The organism is Bradyrhizobium ottawaense (assembly GCF_900099825.1).
Taxonomy (GTDB): domain Bacteria; phylum Pseudomonadota; class Alphaproteobacteria; order Rhizobiales; family Xanthobacteraceae; genus Bradyrhizobium; species Bradyrhizobium ottawaense_A.
In genome coordinates, this window is record NZ_LT629693.1 from 3,822,057 (window position 1) to 3,839,176 (window position 17,120).

The 17,120-nt window shown below is 64.7% G+C and carries 17 protein-coding genes; 7 read left to right on the top strand and 10 right to left on the bottom strand.

Annotated elements, in window-relative coordinates; all coding sequences use genetic code 11:
* Positions 1-192 precede the first annotated feature (192 nt).
* From hisB to coaA, 7 genes are all read left to right on the top strand, one after another.
* Positions 193-786: an imidazoleglycerol-phosphate dehydratase HisB gene (gene hisB / locus BLR13_RS17830; RefSeq protein WP_074821119.1), complete on the top strand. Its 594-nt coding sequence runs from the start codon at positions 193-195 to the stop codon at positions 784-786.
* A 27-nt stretch (positions 787-813) separates the two neighbouring features.
* Positions 814-1,344: a DUF2628 domain-containing protein gene (locus tag BLR13_RS17835; RefSeq protein WP_074821115.1), complete on the top strand. Its 531-nt coding sequence runs from the start codon at positions 814-816 to the stop codon at positions 1,342-1,344.
* Positions 1,341-1,991 carry an imidazole glycerol phosphate synthase subunit HisH gene (gene hisH, locus BLR13_RS17840; protein WP_074821112.1) on the top strand — a complete coding sequence of 217 codons (651 nt, stop codon included), beginning with the start codon at positions 1,341-1,343 and terminating at the stop codon, positions 1,989-1,991. Before BLR13_RS17835 ends, hisH begins: the two co-directional genes overlap by 4 nt.
* Entirely contained in the window at positions 1,988-2,728 is a 741-nt protein-coding gene (hisA, locus tag BLR13_RS17845; protein WP_074831387.1) for a 1-(5-phosphoribosyl)-5-[(5-phosphoribosylamino)methylideneamino]imidazole-4-carboxamide isomerase, read from the top strand. Before hisH ends, hisA begins: the two co-directional genes overlap by 4 nt.
* A gap of 64 nt (positions 2,729-2,792) precedes the next feature.
* On the top strand, positions 2,793-3,569 hold the full coding sequence (gene hisF, locus BLR13_RS17850) for an imidazole glycerol phosphate synthase subunit HisF (RefSeq protein ID WP_074821110.1): 777 nt from the start codon (positions 2,793-2,795) through the stop codon (positions 3,567-3,569).
* Positions 3,570-3,652: 83 nt separating this feature from the next.
* Entirely contained in the window at positions 3,653-3,976 is a 324-nt protein-coding gene (locus BLR13_RS17855; protein WP_074821108.1) for a phosphoribosyl-ATP diphosphatase, read from the top strand.
* 15 nt (positions 3,977-3,991) lie between these two features.
* Entirely contained in the window at positions 3,992-4,948 is a 957-nt protein-coding gene (gene coaA / locus BLR13_RS17860) for a type I pantothenate kinase (protein ID WP_074821106.1), read from the top strand.
* A gap of 103 nt (positions 4,949-5,051) precedes the next feature.
* Here the strand turns inward: coaA and BLR13_RS17865 are convergent, their stop codons facing one another.
* The 10 genes from BLR13_RS17865 to rsmI all read right to left on the bottom strand — a co-directional run bounded on the left by BLR13_RS17865 (position 5,052) and on the right by rsmI (position 16,875).
* Positions 5,052-7,280 carry a PAS domain-containing hybrid sensor histidine kinase/response regulator gene (locus tag BLR13_RS17865; protein WP_074821103.1) on the bottom strand — a complete coding sequence of 743 codons (2,229 nt, stop codon included), beginning with the start codon at positions 7,278-7,280 and terminating at the stop codon, positions 5,052-5,054.
* Between the two features lie 178 nt (positions 7,281-7,458).
* Positions 7,459-7,926: a hypothetical protein gene (locus BLR13_RS17870; protein ID WP_074821100.1), complete on the bottom strand. Its 468-nt coding sequence runs from the start codon at positions 7,924-7,926 to the stop codon at positions 7,459-7,461.
* A gap of 753 nt (positions 7,927-8,679) precedes the next feature.
* On the bottom strand, positions 8,680-10,218 hold the full coding sequence (locus BLR13_RS17880) for a YifB family Mg chelatase-like AAA ATPase (RefSeq protein WP_074821098.1): 1,539 nt from the start codon (positions 10,216-10,218) through the stop codon (positions 8,680-8,682).
* A gap of 129 nt (positions 10,219-10,347) precedes the next feature.
* Positions 10,348-11,601, bottom strand: coding sequence for a GGDEF domain-containing protein (locus BLR13_RS17885; protein ID WP_157793707.1), 1,254 nt, complete (start codon positions 11,599-11,601; stop codon positions 10,348-10,350).
* A gap of 142 nt (positions 11,602-11,743) precedes the next feature.
* On the bottom strand, positions 11,744-12,064 hold the full coding sequence (locus BLR13_RS17890) for a hypothetical protein (RefSeq protein WP_074821092.1): 321 nt from the start codon (positions 12,062-12,064) through the stop codon (positions 11,744-11,746).
* A 135-nt stretch (positions 12,065-12,199) separates the two neighbouring features.
* Entirely contained in the window at positions 12,200-13,183 is a 984-nt protein-coding gene (locus tag BLR13_RS17895; RefSeq protein WP_074821089.1) for an MBL fold metallo-hydrolase, read from the bottom strand.
* A gap of 316 nt (positions 13,184-13,499) precedes the next feature.
* Positions 13,500-14,321: a hypothetical protein gene (locus BLR13_RS17900; protein WP_143039718.1), complete on the bottom strand. Its 822-nt coding sequence runs from the start codon at positions 14,319-14,321 to the stop codon at positions 13,500-13,502.
* Between the two features lie 166 nt (positions 14,322-14,487).
* Positions 14,488-15,435 (bottom strand): glutathione synthase, encoded by a 948-nt coding sequence (gene gshB / locus BLR13_RS17905; RefSeq protein WP_074821082.1) that lies wholly within the window; start codon positions 15,433-15,435, stop codon positions 14,488-14,490.
* A 92-nt stretch (positions 15,436-15,527) separates the two neighbouring features.
* On the bottom strand, positions 15,528-15,935 hold the full coding sequence (locus BLR13_RS17910) for a YraN family protein (RefSeq protein WP_074821079.1): 408 nt from the start codon (positions 15,933-15,935) through the stop codon (positions 15,528-15,530).
* A complete protein-coding gene (rsmI, locus tag BLR13_RS17915) occupies positions 15,922-16,875 on the bottom strand; it encodes a 16S rRNA (cytidine(1402)-2'-O)-methyltransferase (protein ID WP_074821077.1) in 954 nt (317 codons plus the stop codon). The genes BLR13_RS17910 and rsmI overlap by 14 nt, the downstream gene beginning before the upstream one ends.
* Positions 16,876-17,120 lie beyond the last annotated feature (245 nt).

A 17,120-nucleotide genomic window follows, 5' to 3' on the forward strand; every position in this document is an offset into this window, starting at 1 on the left:
CAGATTTAGGGATTTGCGCCGGGGGTTACAATCGCGCCATTTCGCCGCCAATTCCGGTCACCATAGGCGGAAGTCGGTCATTTAGGCGTCATCCCGCAGTAGCGAAGGCACCATCGGCCTGTTAAAAGGGCCGCGTTTTCGGCCAGTCCACTCAAGAATCGGCCCAAGGAAAGCATAAGGGAAGCACTTTCCATGCGCACAGCGTCCATCAAGCGCAAGACCAAGGAAACCGACATCGAGGTGGCGGTAAACCTCGACGGCACGGGCGTGTCCAAGGTTTCGACCGGTATCGGCTTCTTCGACCATATGCTCGACCTGCTGGCCCGGCATTCGCGTATCGACATCACGGTCAAGGCGGATGGCGATCTCCATGTCGACCACCACCACACCACCGAAGACGTCGGGATCGCGCTCGGGCAGGCCGTGAAGCAGGCGCTCGGCACCATGGCCGGCATCACCCGCTATGCCTCGATCCACATGCCGATGGACGAGACGCTGAGCCGCGTCGTGATCGACATTTCGGGTCGCCCGGTGCTGGTGTTCAAGGTGGATTTTCCGCGCGACAAGGTCGGCGAGTTCGATACCGAGCTGGTGCGCGAATGGTTCAACGCCTTCACCATCAATGCGGGCGTGACTTTGCACGTCGAGACCCTATATGGCGAGAACAGCCATCATATCGCCGAATCCTGCTTCAAGGGTCTGGCCAGGGCGCTGCGTGCGGCCGTTGCAATCGACCCGCGCAACGCAGGCGAAGTGCCTTCCACCAAGGGTCAGCTCGGCGGCTGACCTCGTTCTTCGCGGCGGAGAGTCTCGATGCCGGTCTACACAGTGCATGCCCCCGTGGCCATCGGCGCCGATCTTGCGGCGACCGACAAGTTCGTATTCGTGCGCGACGGCTTCCATTTCTGGGCCGCGGTCGCGAGCGTGATCTGGCTGGTCTGGAACCGGCTGTGGCTGGCGCTGATCGGCTGGGTCGCGGTGACGCTTGCCATCGACTTCGGAATGACGGCGCTCGGCGCCGGTCGCGGAGCAATCCTGTTCGTCGATCTTCTGCTTGCCATCCTGATGGGATTCGAAGCCGCCAGCCTGCAGCGCTGGACGCTGTCGGGCCGCAAATGGCGTCAGCTCGATATCGTGGTGGCCGACGACGCGGAATCGGCCGAGCGCCGCTTCTTCGATCGCTGGACCGCCAGGCAGCGCGGCCTCACCAACGATCAATGGGCGGTCGATCGCGGCGGCCCGCCGCCGACGCGCAATATTCCGGGCCAGCCGTTTTCGAAGCCGCCGCCGTTGCCGCAAGGCGGGATCATCGGATTGTTTCCGGAGCCGGGAGGGTCGCGATGAGCGTTGCTATCATCGATTATGGTTCCGGCAATCTGCACTCTGCCGCGAAAGCGTTTGAGCGCGCCTCGCGGACCATGCAGGACCCGCAGAAGATCGTGGTGACGCGCGACCCTGAAGTCGTGTTTCGCGCCGATCGCATCGTGCTGCCCGGCGTCGGCGCCTTCGCCGATTGCCGCCGCGGCCTCGATTCGCTTGACGGCATGCTGGAAGCGATGACCGAAGCGGTGCGCGCCAAGGCGCGGCCATTCTTCGGCATCTGCGTGGGCATGCAGTTGATGGCGACGCGCGGCAAGGAGCATGTCACGACCGACGGCTTCAACTGGATCGCGGGCGACGTCGAGAAGATCTCGCCGCGCGAGGAGAATCTGAAGATTCCGCACATGGGCTGGAACACGCTCGACATGGTCGGGGAGCATCCGGTGCTGGAGCGCCTGCCGCTCGGACCGAAGGGCCGTCACGCCTATTTCGTTCACTCCTATCACCTCAATGCGGCCAGCGAGGCCGACGTGCTGTTGCGCGCCGATTACGGCGGACCGGTCACGGCGATGGTGGGTAAGGACACCGCGATCGGCACCCAGTTCCATCCCGAGAAGAGCCAGCGCTTCGGGCTGGCTTTGATCTCGAACTTTTTGAAGTGGAAGCCGTGATCCTTTTTCCCGCCGTCGACCTGAAAAATGGCCAGTGCGTGCGCCTCGAGCAGGGCGACATGTCGCGCGCGACCGTGTTCAACCTCGATCCCGCCGCGCAGGCGCGGTCCTTTGCCGCGCAAGGATTCGAGTATCTGCACGTCGTCGATCTCGATGGCGCCTTTGCCGGCAAGCCGATGAACGCTGTGGCCGTCGAGGCGATGCTGAAGGCGGTGACCATGCCGGTGCAGCTCGGCGGCGGCATTCGCGATCTCAAGACCGTGGAAGCCTGGCTCGACAAGGGCATCGCGCGGGTCATCATCGGCACCGCCGCGGTGCGCGATCCGGAGCTGGTAAAGAGCGCCGCGCGAAAATTTCCCGGCCGCGTCGCGGTCGGACTCGATGCGCGCGACGGCAAGGTCGCGGTCGAAGGCTGGGCCGAGACCTCGCAGGTGACCGTCCTCGAAATCGCGCAGCGGTTCGAGGATGCCGGCGTCGCCGCGATCATCTTCACCGACATCGCGCGCGACGGCCTGCTGAAGGGCCTCAATCTCGACGCGACCATTGCGCTCGCCGAGGCGATCTCGATTCCCGTCATCGCGTCCGGCGGTTTTGCCTCGATCGAGGACGTCAAGGCGCTGTTGCAGCCGCGCGCCGCAAAGCTCGCCGGCGCCATCGCTGGCCGCGCGCTTTACGACGGCCGGCTCGATCCGGCTGCGGCGTTGACGCTGATCCGCAACGCGCGCGCCGCGGCGTAGCGCATGATCCGGAAAAGTGGGAACCGGTTTTCCGAATGGATCATGCGCCAATAGGAGTTTTCTGATGTTCAAGGTTCGCGTGATCCCCTGCCTCGACGTCAAGGACGGGCGTGTGGTCAAGGGCGTCAACTTCGTCGATCTGCGCGACGCCGGCGATCCCGTCGAAGCGGCGATTGCCTATGACGCGGCCGGCGCCGACGAGCTTTGCTTCCTCGACATCACCGCCACCCATGAAAATCGCGGCACCATGCTCGACGTCGTGCGGCGGACCGCGGAGGCGTGCTTCATGCCGCTGACGGTCGGCGGCGGGGTGCGCACCGTCGACGATATCAAGGTCCTGCTGCGCTCCGGGGCCGACAAGGTCTCGATCAACTCCGCGGCCGTCAGCAACCGTGAATTCGTCAAGCAGGGCGCTGAAAAGTTCGGCGAGCAGTGCATCGTGGTTGCGATCGACGCCAAGCGGGTCAAGCGCGGCGGTGGTGGCGAGCGCTGGGAGATCTTCACCCATGGCGGCCGCAATTCCACCGGGATCGACGCCATCGAATACGCCCAGGAGGTGGTCTCGCTCGGCGCCGGCGAAATCCTGCTGACCTCAATGGACCGCGACGGCACGCGGCAGGGGTTCGACTTGCCGCTGACACAGGCGGTCGCCGACAGTGTCTCCGTACCGGTAATCGCGTCCGGTGGCGTCGGCAATCTCGACCACCTCGTCGACGGCATCCGCAAGGGCCACGCCACCGCGGTGCTGGCGGCCTCGATCTTCCATTTCGGCGAATTTACCATACGTGAGGCCAAGGAGCACATGGTCCGGGCCGGGCTGCCGATGCGGCTCGATCCATGACGACTCGCTGTCACAAAAGTGCTAAGTCCTACCCGGGATGGCGCCATCGGCCTGTTGCCGGGCGCATGAGTTGAGTTCAGTTGATGTCGCGTTTCACGGTCCATGATCTGGCCGCCACCATCGATGCACGGGCCGCATCGGGCGGAGAGGCGTCCTATACCCGCAAATTGCTCGACAAGGGCGCGGAGCACTGCGCCAAGAAGCTGGGCGAGGAAGCGGTCGAGACCGTGATTGCGGCCGTCGAGAACGATCGCGATCACCTGATCGGCGAAAGTGCCGATCTGCTGTTTCATCTGCTGGTGCTGCTGAAGTCGCGCGGCGTGACGCTCGAAGAGGTCGAAGCCGCATTGGGCCAGCGCCAGAATATGTCCGGACTTGAAGAGAAGGCTTCGCGCAAGCGCGACTAGTTCAAGAGACGCATCATGGATATTCGCGCCCCCGACCAACAGTATAATCCCTACCGGCTGTTCTCCCGCGAACAGTGGGCGCGACTGCGCGACGACACGCCGATGACGCTGGAGCCCGGCGAATTCGAGCGGCTGCGCTCGATGCACGACCGGCTCGACCTGCGCGAAGTCGAGGACATTTATCTTCCGCTGTCGCGGCTGCTGTCGATCTATGTCGATTCGACGCTGCGGCTGTACCAGGCGCAGCGCCAGTTCCTCGCCATCCGGGATCGCAAGGTGCCCTATATCATCGGCGTTGCCGGTTCGGTGGCGGTCGGCAAATCGACCACCGCGCGCGTGCTGCAGGCGCTGCTGGCGCGCTGGTCGCCGCGGCCCAAGGTCGAGCTCGTCACCACCGACGGTTTTCTGTTTCCCAAGGCCGCGCTCGAGCGGGAGGGCCTGATGCAGAAGAAGGGCTTTCCGGAGAGCTACGACCTGCCGATGCTGCTGTCGTTTCTCTCCGACATCAAGGCCGGGCGGCGCAAGGTGCGGGCGCCGGTCTATTCGCACATGACCTACGACATCGTTCCGAACGAGTGGATCGAGATCGACCGGCCGGACATCCTGATCGTCGAGGGCGTCAATGTGTTGCAGACCGGCCGGCTGCCGCGCGACGGCAAGGCGGTGCCTGTGGTCTCCGACTTCTTCGACTTCTCGGTCTATATCGACGCCGAGGAGCCGGTGCTGCGCAACTGGTTTATCCGCCGCTTCCTGGCGCTACGCGATACCGCGTTCCACGATCCGCGCTCGTATTTCAATCGCTACGCGCTGCTCTCGGACGAGGAGGCGACTGCGACCGCGATCGCGATCTGGGAACGCACCAACCTCGCCAATCTCGAGGACAATATTCTGCCGACCCGGCCGCGCGCAACGCTGATCCTGAAAAAGCGCGCCGATCATCTGGTCGAGACCGTCGCGCTGCGGCGGCTGTAATCCTGACTTCGTAGGGTGGGTTAGCGAAGCGTAACCCACCGTCCGGACCACCCGCGCTGCACGAAGTTGGTGGGTTACGGCTTCGCCTAACCCACCCTACAAGCTACGCCGCGATGTGCCGTGACGCCGCCAGACCCGCCAGCGCCTCGGCGAGCTTGTCGCGATCGAGCGGCTTGATCAGGAATCCGTCCATGCCGGACTCGAAGCAGGCGTAGCGATCTTCCACCAGCGTGTTGGCGGTGAGCGCGAGGATCGGCGTCCGGCGTCCGGACTGGCCGGCTTCGAGTTGACGGATGCGTTTGGTGGCGTCGATGCCGTTGAGCTGCGGCATCTGGATGTCCATCAGCACCAGGTCATACGGGCTGCCGGCGGATGTCGCCGATAGCCAGGATTCCAGCGCCTCTTCGCCGTTGGTGGTGATGACAGCATGGTGCCCGAGCCGGCCGAGCAGCGAGCGCATCAACAGCGCGTTGATCTCATTGTCCTCGGCGACCAGGATCGACAGGCCCGCGCGCGACGGCGCAGCCGGCGTCTCGATCGGCGCGTCGCCAGCAATACCCGGCGCCATGATATCAGGCGCGTCGGTCAGGCGGGCGGCGAGCGAGGCCGCGCGCAGCGGCTTGACCAGATAGCCGGTGCAGGCGGAGCTGCCGGAGGGCTGCATCTCCTGCCGCGTCGCCGGCGTGAACATCACGATACGCTGGGCGGCATGAAGCCGCGCGGCCTCGGCCAGTGCTTCGATATCGGCCGTTCCCAGCGCATGATCGATCAGGATCGCGTGCCAGGACCGTTCCGGCAGCAGCGCCTGTGCGACGCCGCCGTCCGACACCATGCAGGTCTGCGCGCCCCAGCGCTGCAGCCGCCGCGCGGTCAGGGAGGCCTCGATGCCGTGCTGCGAAACCAGCATGATCGACTGGCCGGAGAGATCCGGCGCGGTAAAGGTCTTCGGTCCGCCGTCGGCGGTTGCGAGCGGGATCGATACCTCGAAGGTCGAGCCGGCTCCCGGCTGGCTCTCCAGCGTGATCCGGCCGCCCATCCGCTTGACGATGCGGTCGCTGATGCTCAGCCCGAGACCGGTGCCGCCATAGCTGCGGGCGATGCGATCGTCGGCCTGCTCGAACTCGCGGAAAATACGCTGCTGCGCCTCGGGCGCGATGCCGATGCCGGTATCGCGTACCAGGAAACTGATTTCGTTCGGCCAGATGCCGGGCTCGACGATCAGCGCGACGCCGCCGGAGGAAGTAAACTTGATCGCGTTGCCGGCGAGATTGAGCAGCACCTGCCGCAGCCGTGCCGCGTCGCCGATCACTTCCATCGGCAGCCGCTCGTCGACATAGGCCGCGATCTCGATCTTGCGCGCCTGCGCGCGCGGCGCCAGCAATTCGGTGATGTCCTCGATCATGCCCGACAGCGCGAAGGCGCGATGTTCAAGGTCGATCTTGCCGGCCTCGATCTTGGAGTAGTCCAAGAGTTCCTCGATCAGCGACAGCAGCGCGTCGCCCGAGGTCTTGACCGCCTTGACATAGGTCGCCTGTTCCGGCGTCAGCGTTGTATCCATCAACAGCCCGCTCATGCCGATGATGCCGTTCAACGGCGTGCGGATCTCGTGGCTCGCCATCGCGAGGAAGCGCGACTTGGCGCGGCTCGCAGCATCGGCCTGGTCGCGGGCTTGCGCCAGCGCGCGTTCGCTTTCGGTGCGATCGGTGACGTCGCGGCCGACGCATTGCAGTTCGGCGGTTTCGCCGGCGTCGCTGCGGACCAGTCCTTCGCGCCAGGCGATCCAGCGCGGGCCGAGGGGGCCTGCGATCCTCTGGTCGTGGATGCGGGTGCCGTTGGATTCGAGCGCAGCGTCGCCCTGCTCGAGCACCCTGAGCTTGACGGTACTGCCGATCAGGGCGTCGCGATCCATCTGGGCCAGTTCGCAATAGGCGTCGTTGGCGAAGGTGATGCGGCCATCGGCGTCGCGCAGCACGATCAGGTCGCCCTGAGCCTCGAACAGGCGGCGGGTGCGCTGCTCGGCCTCCTGCAATTCCCAGTTCCGGTCTGCCATCGCCTCATTGTGCATGGCGATCTTGCGCATCTTCTTGCGCAGCATGCGGTAGCGAAAGCTCATGGTGGCAAGCCCAACGCAGGCCATCGCGAACAGAAAGCCGACGCCGATCGCAAAAGCATAGGGGTCGTCGTTCGGACTCGACCGGGCGCCTGCGATGAATCCATAGACGCCGCCGAAGGCGGCGGAGAAGACGCTGAAGGAACGGACGATGAAGACGAGCCAGGGGTGACGGCGGGCGAAGCGGCGAAAATGCAGTTTGATCCGGAACGTTCGACCCATCGTCAATGATCCTGAACTCTGTGCCCGAACCGGGACGATCCAACTGCGCGACGCGCTTCCCCGGGACGATGCGTCGCTGAGACTTGCGAAGTGTTTGAGACCCGGCGCGGTTGCGGCCCGCGATGAGAACATGGTTGATGAAGGGTTAACCGGGCATGGTTGGGACCATGCTCCGGTTTCAGAGCGACGCGGCCTCGAGCCGATGGTGGTTGCCACGGGCGCCGACGATCAAGGCGGCGGCATCGCGCACCGAAAAGCTCTTCGATTGCACGAAGATCCGGTAGTCCGCCGGCCCGTGGGCGGAAAGATAAATCACCGGCTCCGATGCCTGCGGCCCGGTCGAGATCGCCACCAGTTCCGCCGCCGTGCCGGCCGCGCAAGCGCCGGCCTCGGCACTGTCGACGTCGTCGATCACGGTGAAGTCGGCCGCTGCGGCGCTGTCGGAGATCTGGACCCGCACGGTCGCCCGGGAGGGATCGCTGGTGAAACTGACGTGTCGCTGCGCCTGCCAGGAGAGTGTGGCGATCTGGACCGTCGTGCCCGCCACTTCGATGCAGGGACGGGACCCCGAAGAGAACTCGCCGCGCGCAAACACGGCGGCAACGGCCAACGGCACGACCGAGGCCAGGATATTGAAACGCAACATGACACGATACTCGCCAGACATAAGCCCGCGGAGCGCGGCTTATGGTTGGTGAAGCGTAAATGAAAGTCGTTACTGTCGGGTTTATGGTGGGGCGGGCTGGAACACAGCCCGTGGACCGTAGGATGGGTGGAGCGCAGCGATACCCATCAATAGCGCCCGTGTGGCGATGGGTATCGCTGCACTCCACCCATCCTACAAATTTCGAATACGACATCGCGATCTCGCGGCGCGATGCGCCCGGAGTTTTGCAAGAAAACCTTGCCCTCGGAATCAGAGGGCGCAGGGAGGACCGGGTGCGCGCTGCACCCGCGGTCTCGCGTGCCTGATGCACAAGAAGATGCGCACACGAGCATACAGGTTCAGCGGAGAACACCCGGCCTTCCCTGCGCAATGGCTTTACGGCTTATACGCGTTCGCCCTGGTGACCGGCTTTCTTGCCACCATCACCGTGAGAGGCTTCGCCTCTACACGACTTGACGCCAGCACCGGGGCGTCAGGCCCACACGACTTCACCGTACGCGACAACAGCGTTCGTCTTCGCCGCTATCGCGTCCACCGCTACCCGCCCCAACGTCTGCGACGATGGCCTACGCCCCTCTGGTGGGACAGGATGGCGCGAGTCGTAAATCTGATTTGCGCGACGGGAAAAGCGAAATATTTTTATGCGAAGGGCTGGACAGACTTTTGGTGATTTGCCCGTCGTGCCAATTTGTCGCGGGCTCGGACGATTGCGTGTTGGCGCGACTCGCCCTCCTACGCCGCCCGTCGCAAATCCTCGGCCAGCGCGCGATACGACAGCGCTTCCGCCAGATGCAGCCGTCCGATTCTTTCGGCGCCGTCGAGGTCGGCGAGCGTGCGCGCGACGCGCAACACGCGGTGATAGCCGCGCGCGGTCAGCTTCATGGTATCGGCGGCGTCGCGCAGCAGTTTCTGGCCCTGCGCATCCGGCTGCGCAATCGTCTCCAGCAGCGAGGCCGGCGCTTCGGCATTGGTGCGGACATGCGGCATGCCGGCGGCGGCATAACGCTTAAGCTGGATGTCGCGGGCCGCAGCGACGCGGGCTGCGACTTCCGCCGAGCCTTCGGAAGGCGGCGGCAGGATCAGGTCGGCGGCGGTCACCGCCGGCACTTCGATGCGCAGGTCGATGCGGTCCATCAGCGGGCCGGAGATACGCATCTGATAATCCGCGGTGCAGCGGTCGATGCGCCCGCGCTTGCAGGAATAGCCGGGCTCATAGGCATGGCCGCAGCGGCACGGGTTCATCGCCGCAACCAGCATGAAGCGCGCCGGATAGGTGACGCGATGGTTGGCTCGGCTCACCGCCACCTCGCCGTTCTCCAGCGGCTGGCGCAGCGAGTCCAGCACGCGCGGATCGAACTCCGGCAGTTCGTCGAGAAACAGCACGCCCTGATGCGCCAGCGATATTTCACCCGGCTTGGCGCGGATGCCGCCGCCGGTCAGTGCCGCCATGCTGGCGGAATGATGGGGGCTGCGGAACGGCCGCCGCGCCGTCAGCGCGCCATCGCGGATTTCGCCGGCGACGGAGGCGATCATCGAGACCTCCAGCAGTTCCGACGGCGACAGCGGTGGCAGGATCGAGGGCAGCCTTGCTGCCAGCATCGACTTGCCGGCGCCGGGCGAGCCGATCATCAGTAGATGATGCCCGCCGGCCGCCGCGATCTCGAGCGCGCGTTTGGCACTTTCCTGGCCCTTGATGTCGCGCAGGTCCAACTGCGTGGCTTCCTGTTCGTGCACCCGCGGCTGCGGGCGCGACAGCACCTGCGTTCCCTTGAAATGGTTGGCGATCTGGATCAGCGATTTCGCCGCGATGATCTGGATATCGGGGCTCGCCCATGCTGCTTCCGAACCGCAGGCCGCCGGGCAGATCAGCCCCTCGTCGCGCGAATTCGCCCCGATCGCCGCCGGCAACACGCCCGCGACCGGCGCGATCGAACCATCGAGGCCGAGTTCGCCGAGCACGGTGTAGCCGGCCAGCGCATCCGGCGGGATCGCGCCGATCGCGGCCATCAGCCCCAGCGCAATCGGCAGATCGTAATGGCTGCCCTCCTTCGGAAGATCCGCGGGCGCGAGGTTGACCGTGATCCGGCGTGCCGGCAGCGCCAGCCCCGAGGCGATCAGCGCCGAACGGACCCGCTCGCGGGCCTCGGACACCGCCTTGTCCCCTAGGCCAACGACCGCGAACGCCGGCAATCCCGGTGCGACCTGCACCTGCACGTCGACCGCGCGGGCCTCGATCCCCTCAAAGGCTACGGTAGAAACCCGCTGAACCATGCCGCCCTCATTGCGCAATCGAAGGTAGCGGAACCGGGCGACAAGTCAAGAACATTACGGGAACGGAGACGGGGCGCGGCAGTGCCGTCCGATTGACGCGCAGAATGCTAGGCAGCCGAATCCACCAGATCAGGCGACCGCCTCGGCAAATCCAGCATGGTGCGCATCCACCTCCGGCACCAGACTCACCGCCTCCACATCAGGCGCGTGGATCACGAACCCGCCCTTGCCGCGGCGCTTGGCTTCGTACATCGCGCGGTCGGCGGCGCTGAGCAGTTCGTCGGCGGTGTTGCCGTCGCGGGTCGCGGCGGCGATGCCGATGCTGACGCCGATCTTGGCCGCGGGGGCGAATTCGAACGGCGTCGAGACCGCGGCGATGATCCGCCGGGCGATCGAGATGGCTGCGTCGCTGGAAATATCAGGCAGCAGGATGACAAATTCGTCGCCGCCGAGGCGGCATGCAAAATCGACCTCGCGCACGCTGGCGCGCAAACGCCTGGACACCTCGACCAGAACGGCGTCGCCGGTCGCATGTCCCAGTCCGTCATTGACGGCCTTGAAGCCGTCGAGATCGAGACAGAACACGGTGAGTTTCGAATTGGGCGATGTCGGCTCCGGTGTGGCGAGCAGCTCGGCGAACAGTTTCTGGTTCATGGCGCGGTTGGGAAGACCGGTGAGCAGGTCGTGATGCGCCATCTGGCGATTACGATGCTCGGAACGATGCAGGTTGAGCAAGCCCTTGTGGTTCTCCAGCAGCAGGAAAATCATTCCGGCCGTATAGAGCGGCGTCTGCAGGCCGACCAGAAACAGATACGGGATCGGCGACAGGATCGTCGCAACCCCGAACGGCAGCGTCAGGATGCAGATCAGCAGCGCGCCATAACGCGGCGTGCCGGCGTTGCGCGAGGAAATGCCGCCGACCAGATTGGCGATACCGATGCCGGCCATCAGGATCAGCGGCAGCACGCCCGATCCGACACATTGATAGCAGCCGACGGTAATCAGGATCGTGGAGGTGAGCCCGGCCCAGATCGGCGCGATGGTGGTTCCGGTTCGTTGCGCGGCCTTCGCTTTCGCGACGTCCGCCATCATCAGGTAAACCCGGATGCTGCCCAGAACCAGCTCTGCCGCCATCCAGGCATAGGCCCATGCGGCGCCGGTCAGTGCTGCGGCGATCGTCGCCGCCAGCAGCGAAGCGAAGATCGCGACCGCGAGCGTCTTGGTCTTGCTGGCGCGCTGGTGCAGCAACTCGTTGCGGATATCGTCGGGCTCCGGATGCGTGCCGGCGAGCAGCCAGTCGGCACCTACGCGCAAGCGCGACTTCGACCGCTGCGGTGGCGCGGCAGGAACGGAATGGATGTTCGATGCGACGATGGCTGTCATGGCCGCAGTCTCGCCGAAGGGCATTGAAGGCCGCTTAAGCGCGGCGGCAAAGTTCCCGAAAGCGTAAATATTTAGCTTCTTCGGAAGTTTGCCGACGCGACGGCGATCGTTTTCCCGCGTGACGAAAATCGGCGCGTGCCCCTCAATTCAGCTTGCTCGCCGCAATCGCCGTCGTCTTGGCCTCCGGCTGCTCCAGCATCTTCAAGGCCGCATCGAGGCCGTTGCGCAGATTGGCGGCGGCATTCGCGGTGCAGCGCAGCCGGCCGGACGAGATGAATTTCACCTCGGTGGCGCCGTCCACTTTGGGCACGAGAATCCGGGTCGCCAGCTCCAGCTCGATCGAGCCGTTCATGGTGCCGTAGGCGCCGACGATGTCGAAATAGACCAGAGGCGCCGCGGCGCCAGTGTCCTCATAGATGAGAGGCGGCGCCAGCGGCGGCTTGGTGGTCGGTTGGTCGGCCATAGAGACTCTCCGAATCGGACGCAAGGCGTGATCGCGTGATCAGGCCTTACGCTAGTCAGGGTCCCATCGATAGCCGCGGCGGAGGTGCCCGGGGGGCCGGCCGGCGGCCTTCCCCCCCGGGGAGAACGCTTCCGTTCAGAGCAGCATGTTCATCGGCTCCGGATAATACCGAAAACCTTCGCCGTTCTTGGCGACGTGGCCATAGCCCGGCCACGCGAAGTGATAGGACATGACCGGGATTTTGTTGGCGGCCAGCATGGTCAGCATCTTGACCCGTGTCTGCGCCGACTGTTTTGGGTCGGTGTCATAGGAAAATTCCATCAGCGGCCGTTCCAGCAGCAGCACCGCATGATGGGTGAGGTCGCCGAGGAAGGCGAAGGATTTTCCGTTCGAGGTCACCATGAACATGTGATGGCCCACGGTGTGGCCGGGCGCCGCCATCGCCTGAACGCCGGGCAGGAATTCCTGGCCGTCCTTGAAGAACACGAGGCGGTCGCGCACCGGCAGCAGGTTCTTGCGGGCATGAACCACAAAATCCTTCAGCGGGCTGCCGAGCTTGCCTTCGTCGGTCCAGTAATCGAAATCCGCCTGCGAGATGTAATACTGCGCGTTCGGAAACAGCGGCTTGTCGTCGGCGCCGACGATGCCGCCGATATGGTCGATATGGGCGTGCGACAGCACCACGGCGTCGATATCGCTGGCCTTGATGCCGGCTTCCGCCAGGCTCTTCTGCTGGCGGCCGGTGGTCGGGCCGAAGGCCTGCGAGGTGCCCATGCCGGTGTCGAACAGGATCAGCTTGTCGCCGGTGTTCACGACCGGCGAATTCTGCTCCAGCACGACATTGTCGGGGTTGAGAAAATTGTCCGTGAGCATCTTCTTCACTTCTTCCTTCGGCACGCCGGTGAAGGTGCCGGAGGGATCGCCGAGCGGCAGCGGCCCGTCGGAAACCACCGTCACTTCGGCGTCGCCGAGCTCGAAGCGGTGCCAGTAGGGCGTCTGGGTGCCGAGTTTGGGGGCGCGCGCCAGCGCGCTGCCGCCGAGCAAGGTCGAGGCGCCGAGACCCGCACCGAGGCCGGCACCGAGCGCAAGCAGTGACCGTCGCGAAAGATTCGTCGTCATGCGTCTTCCTCCACTGATTTTGATTTGTCGCTTTTGATTGGTCGCGCGTTTTTGCGGACGCGGTAGTCCGCAGCTACAGGCTGCGCCCGCTTCCGGAAATTGGCAAGTGGGATAAGACGACGGAGTAGAAAACAACTGACGGCACAACCGGGGACGGAAAATTATTTCTTGGCCCGCTTCGCCTCAATGGTGTCCCTAATCTTTGCAGCCACATCCGGACCGCCGAGTGGCTACAAACGAGGATATCGCGCAACCCCATGGCGTCGCGTCGAAGCGTTGTTGCAGGAGAAGATGTCGATGATCACGGCGCCGGCGGCTACCAATCGTCGTACATCCACTCCCTCGGGTAATATCGAGGTCGGGCCCTCGCTTGCGGTGGCTGATACGTCCGCTCGGGCCGGCGCAAGGCCGGAGCCGGCTGCGCCGGAGGCGGTGACGCCTTGGGCAGAGTCTGCTCCGAAACCTTCGCGAGCACGCGCTTCATTTCTTCCTGGCTCGCCTTGAGCTCCGCAATGGCTTTTGAATTGTCGCTGACCATTTGTTGTTGGTTCGCCCTGAGCTGTTCGATGTTCCGCTCCAACGTCGCGAGATCGCGCACAATCGTTTGCAGCAACTGTGCCTGATCTGGAGACGCCGCGGCGGCTGTCGGCGCGGTGTCTTGCGGTGCGGCCTGAGCCAGGGATGTTGCTTGCGGTGATGTTGCCTGTGGTGATGCCGGCTCCGCCGCGGCCACTTGAACGGTAGATGGCGCGGGCTGCGCGGGAAGCGGTGGATCTTCCGGCGGCAATGCTGGAGTTGAAACGAGCTGCGGCGCCCAACGGGCGACAACCAGTTTGGCCCCGTCGCCATAGGACGACTGCAAAACCAGGGCGCCGACAATGATGCACGCCGCCAAGGGCAAGGCTGCGAGGGTCCGGAGCAACGGCCTTCCAGGTGACGATTGCGTGGGTGGTGATTGCTGGCCGGGTCCCGCCGAAGGCGGGCGCGCAGCATCGCGTTCCATTTTTGCAAGCTGTTCACTTAGGCGCGTGAGCTGTTCGCCCGCGCACGTGATCTGTTCGTGGGCGTGCGCGAGTCGTTTATCGGCGCGCCCGATTGGGGCAGGTTCGGTTTCTTTCGGCGTCGGAGTGGGGTTCATTGGCGTTTCCCTTTTTCCGTCCAATGTCATCCGAAGGCCGCCGGTCGACTATCCGCCGGCGCTCCGTCCAGTCTTGTCCAAAGAATGGCCGTATGATGGTGGAACATGGGATCGCATGGCGATGCCCCGGGATCCGGCGGACTGCTGCCGGCAGCGCTGCCGGAAATTATTTCCCGGCGCGCTTCTTCTCGATGGTATCCCAGATCATTGCGGCTACGTCCGGGCCGTTGAGCCGCTGGATCGCGCGGATGCCGGTGGGCGAGGTGACGTTGATCTCGGTGAGGTTGCCGTCGATCACGTCGATGCCGACGAACAGCAACCCGAGTTCACGCAGCACGGGGCCTACGGTCGCGCAGATCTCGCGCTCGCGGTCGGAGAGGTCGGTGGCGTGGGCGGCACCGCCGCGAACCATGTTGGAGCGCAGGTCGTCGGGGGCCGGCACGCGGTTGACGGCGCCGGCGAATTCGCCGTCGACCAGAATGATGCGCTTGTCGCCATGCTTCACTTCGGGGAGGAAGCGCTGGATCACCCAGGGCTCGCGGAAGGTGACCGAGAACATGTCGAACAGCGAGCCGAAATTCATGTCCTGCGGCATCACGCGAAATACCGCGGCGCCGCCATGGCCGTGCAACGGTTTCATGACGACGGCGCCGTGCTCGTCGCGGAACGAATTGATTTCGTCGAGATCGCGCGAGATCAACGTCGGCGGCATCAGCTGGGGAAAGTTCATCACCATGATCTTTTCCGGCGCGTTGCGCACCGAGGCCGGGTTGTTCACGACCAGCGTCTTGGGGTGGATGCGCTCGAGGAAATGCGTCGAGGTGATGTAGGCGAGGTCGAACGGCGGGTCCTGGCGCAGCAGCACCACGTCGAAGGCGGTAAGCGGCGTGCGCTTCGGCTCGCCGAGCGTGAAATGATCGCCGGCCTCGTCGCGCACGCTCAGCACCTGCACCGGCGCCACCAGTTCCTCGCCGCGCAGCGAGAGCTTGTCCGGGGTGTAATAGGAAAGGCCGTGGCCGCGCTTTTGCGCTTCCAGCAATAGCGCAAAGGTCGAATCGCCGCGGATGTTGATACGCGCGATGGGGTCCATCTGGACGGCGACATTCAATTTCATGTGGGGGTCCGGGTCTCTGGAGGGAATTAAGTTTCTATAGCGTTTTCAAGCGAAGTGGGTACCGGTTCGCGTTAAGGAAACGCGTCAGAAAACTAACGGCTGGCGTCGAACGCCGCTAACAGATGGCGCGGCAGGTGCCGCGGCGCAATCAGGATGGCGTCAAATCGCAGGTCGAATTCCGCATGCTCGGGATGCACCATCAGCCACCCCTGCGCGGCGTCGATGATGCGGGCCTGCTGGCGCGGCGTCACCGCATAGGCGGCATCGTCAAGGCGGGCGCGGGCCTTGACCTCGACGAAAACCAGCAGATTGCGCTTCTTCGCTACCAGGTCGATCTCGCCATGGGGCGTTTTGAAGCGCTTTGCCAAAATGCGGTAGCCCTTGGCCATCAGCAGCGCGGCGGCGCGGCTCTCGGCGGACAATCCAGTGCGGAAGGCCGCGACCCGGGCCGGCGAGGCGGGCTTGGCTTCGGCGGGCTCGGCGCCGTCAGTCTTCGCCATCGCCGCCTCGAACCTCTTTGGCGAGCTCCAGCGCGCGGGCATAGACCTCGCGGCGCGGCCGGCCGGATAATTCGACCGCATGCGCGACGCTGTCCTTGACGCTGTCGCGCATAAGCTGCGATCGCAACAGGCCGTCGAGGGCATCATCCGTCATGATGAGCGAGTCCGGACGCGGAGGTGCCACCACCAGCACGAATTCGCCGCGCGTCTCCAGCGTATCGGCGGCCTTCGCCAATTCCGCGATCGGCGCGCGGGTAATTTGCTCGTGCATTTTCGTCAGCTCGCGGCAGATCGCGGCGTCGCGATCGCCCATGATGTCGGCCAAATCCGCCAGCGTGTCCTGCACCCGGTTGCCGGAATCGAACATGACCAGCGTGGCGTCGATCTTGGAAAGCTCGGCGAGCCGCGCGCGCCGCGCGCCCTGCTTGGGCGGCAAGAAACCCTCGAAGTAAAACCGGTCGGTGGGCAGGGCCGCGACGCAGAGCGCCGTCAGCACCGACGACGCGCCGGGCACCGCGATCACGGCGTGGCCGGCGGCGCAGACTTCGCGCACCAGCTTGAAGCCGGGATCCGATATCAAGGGCGTGCCGGCGTCCGACACCAGGGCGATCGCGGCGCCCTGCGCCAGCTTTTCCAGGATTTTTGGCCGCGCCAGTGCGGCATTGTGCTCGTGATAGGGCTTGAGCTGCGCCGAGATCGCATAGCGCTCGGTCAGGCGGCGGGTGATGCGGGTGTCCTCGCAGGCGATGATGTCGACGCCGGCCAGCGTCTCCAGCGCGCGCAGCGTGATATCGCCGAGATGGCCGATCGGGGTGGCCACCAGATAGAGGCCGGGAACCGGCTTTGGCGCGTTCAGGACATGGCCGCTGACCGAATATGTTCTGGAAGGCGAACCCGGTTCGCCTTCAGTCTCGTAGTTGGAGCTGGTTTTTGCGCGCATAATACCAATCCTAGAGCGTTTTCGAGCGAAGTGGATACCGGTTCGCGTCAAGAAAACGCGTCGAAACTAGAAAGATGAGCGGCAGCTCCCATATCATGGGGGCGAACGTTCAGGGGCGGTAGTAGCTTCGGCGCCACAGCGCGGTGCGTCCGGAAGGGCTAAGTCGAGGCTACGGAAAGAGGGAGGAGGGCAGGTTCCTGCAACCGGCAACGCTGCCGTGGGACCATAATCCTTTTATTTTAGTT

What these genes read in the sequence shown, in the direction of transcription:
- hisB (WP_074821119.1), top strand. Translation starts at nt 193, where the DNA reads ATGCGCACAGCGTCCATCAAGCGCAAGACCAAGGAAACCGACATCGAG.
- BLR13_RS17835 (WP_074821115.1), top strand. Translation starts at nt 814, where the DNA reads ATGCCGGTCTACACAGTGCATGCCCCCGTGGCCATCGGCGCCGATCTT.
- hisH (WP_074821112.1), top strand. Translation starts at nt 1,341, where the DNA reads ATGAGCGTTGCTATCATCGATTATGGTTCCGGCAATCTGCACTCTGCC.
- hisF (WP_074821110.1), top strand. Translation starts at nt 2,793, where the DNA reads ATGTTCAAGGTTCGCGTGATCCCCTGCCTCGACGTCAAGGACGGGCGT.
- BLR13_RS17855 (WP_074821108.1), top strand. Translation starts at nt 3,653, where the DNA reads ATGTCGCGTTTCACGGTCCATGATCTGGCCGCCACCATCGATGCACGG.
- coaA (WP_074821106.1), top strand. Translation starts at nt 3,992, where the DNA reads ATGGATATTCGCGCCCCCGACCAACAGTATAATCCCTACCGGCTGTTC.
- BLR13_RS17865 (WP_074821103.1), bottom strand. Translation starts at nt 7,280, where the DNA reads ATGGGTCGAACGTTCCGGATCAAACTGCATTTTCGCCGCTTCGCCCGC.
- BLR13_RS17870 (WP_074821100.1), bottom strand. Translation starts at nt 7,926, where the DNA reads ATGTTGCGTTTCAATATCCTGGCCTCGGTCGTGCCGTTGGCCGTTGCC.
- BLR13_RS17880 (WP_074821098.1), bottom strand. Translation starts at nt 10,218, where the DNA reads ATGGTTCAGCGGGTTTCTACCGTAGCCTTTGAGGGGATCGAGGCCCGC.
- BLR13_RS17885 (WP_157793707.1), bottom strand. Translation starts at nt 11,601, where the DNA reads ATGACAGCCATCGTCGCATCGAACATCCATTCCGTTCCTGCCGCGCCA.
- BLR13_RS17890 (WP_074821092.1), bottom strand. Translation starts at nt 12,064, where the DNA reads ATGGCCGACCAACCGACCACCAAGCCGCCGCTGGCGCCGCCTCTCATC.
- BLR13_RS17895 (WP_074821089.1), bottom strand. Translation starts at nt 13,183, where the DNA reads ATGACGACGAATCTTTCGCGACGGTCACTGCTTGCGCTCGGTGCCGGC.
- BLR13_RS17900 (WP_143039718.1), bottom strand. Translation starts at nt 14,321, where the DNA reads ATGAACCCCACTCCGACGCCGAAAGAAACCGAACCTGCCCCAATCGGG.
- gshB (WP_074821082.1), bottom strand. Translation starts at nt 15,435, where the DNA reads ATGAAATTGAATGTCGCCGTCCAGATGGACCCCATCGCGCGTATCAAC.
- BLR13_RS17910 (WP_074821079.1), bottom strand. Translation starts at nt 15,935, where the DNA reads ATGGCGAAGACTGACGGCGCCGAGCCCGCCGAAGCCAAGCCCGCCTCG.
- rsmI (WP_074821077.1), bottom strand. Translation starts at nt 16,875, where the DNA reads ATGCGCGCAAAAACCAGCTCCAACTACGAGACTGAAGGCGAACCGGGT.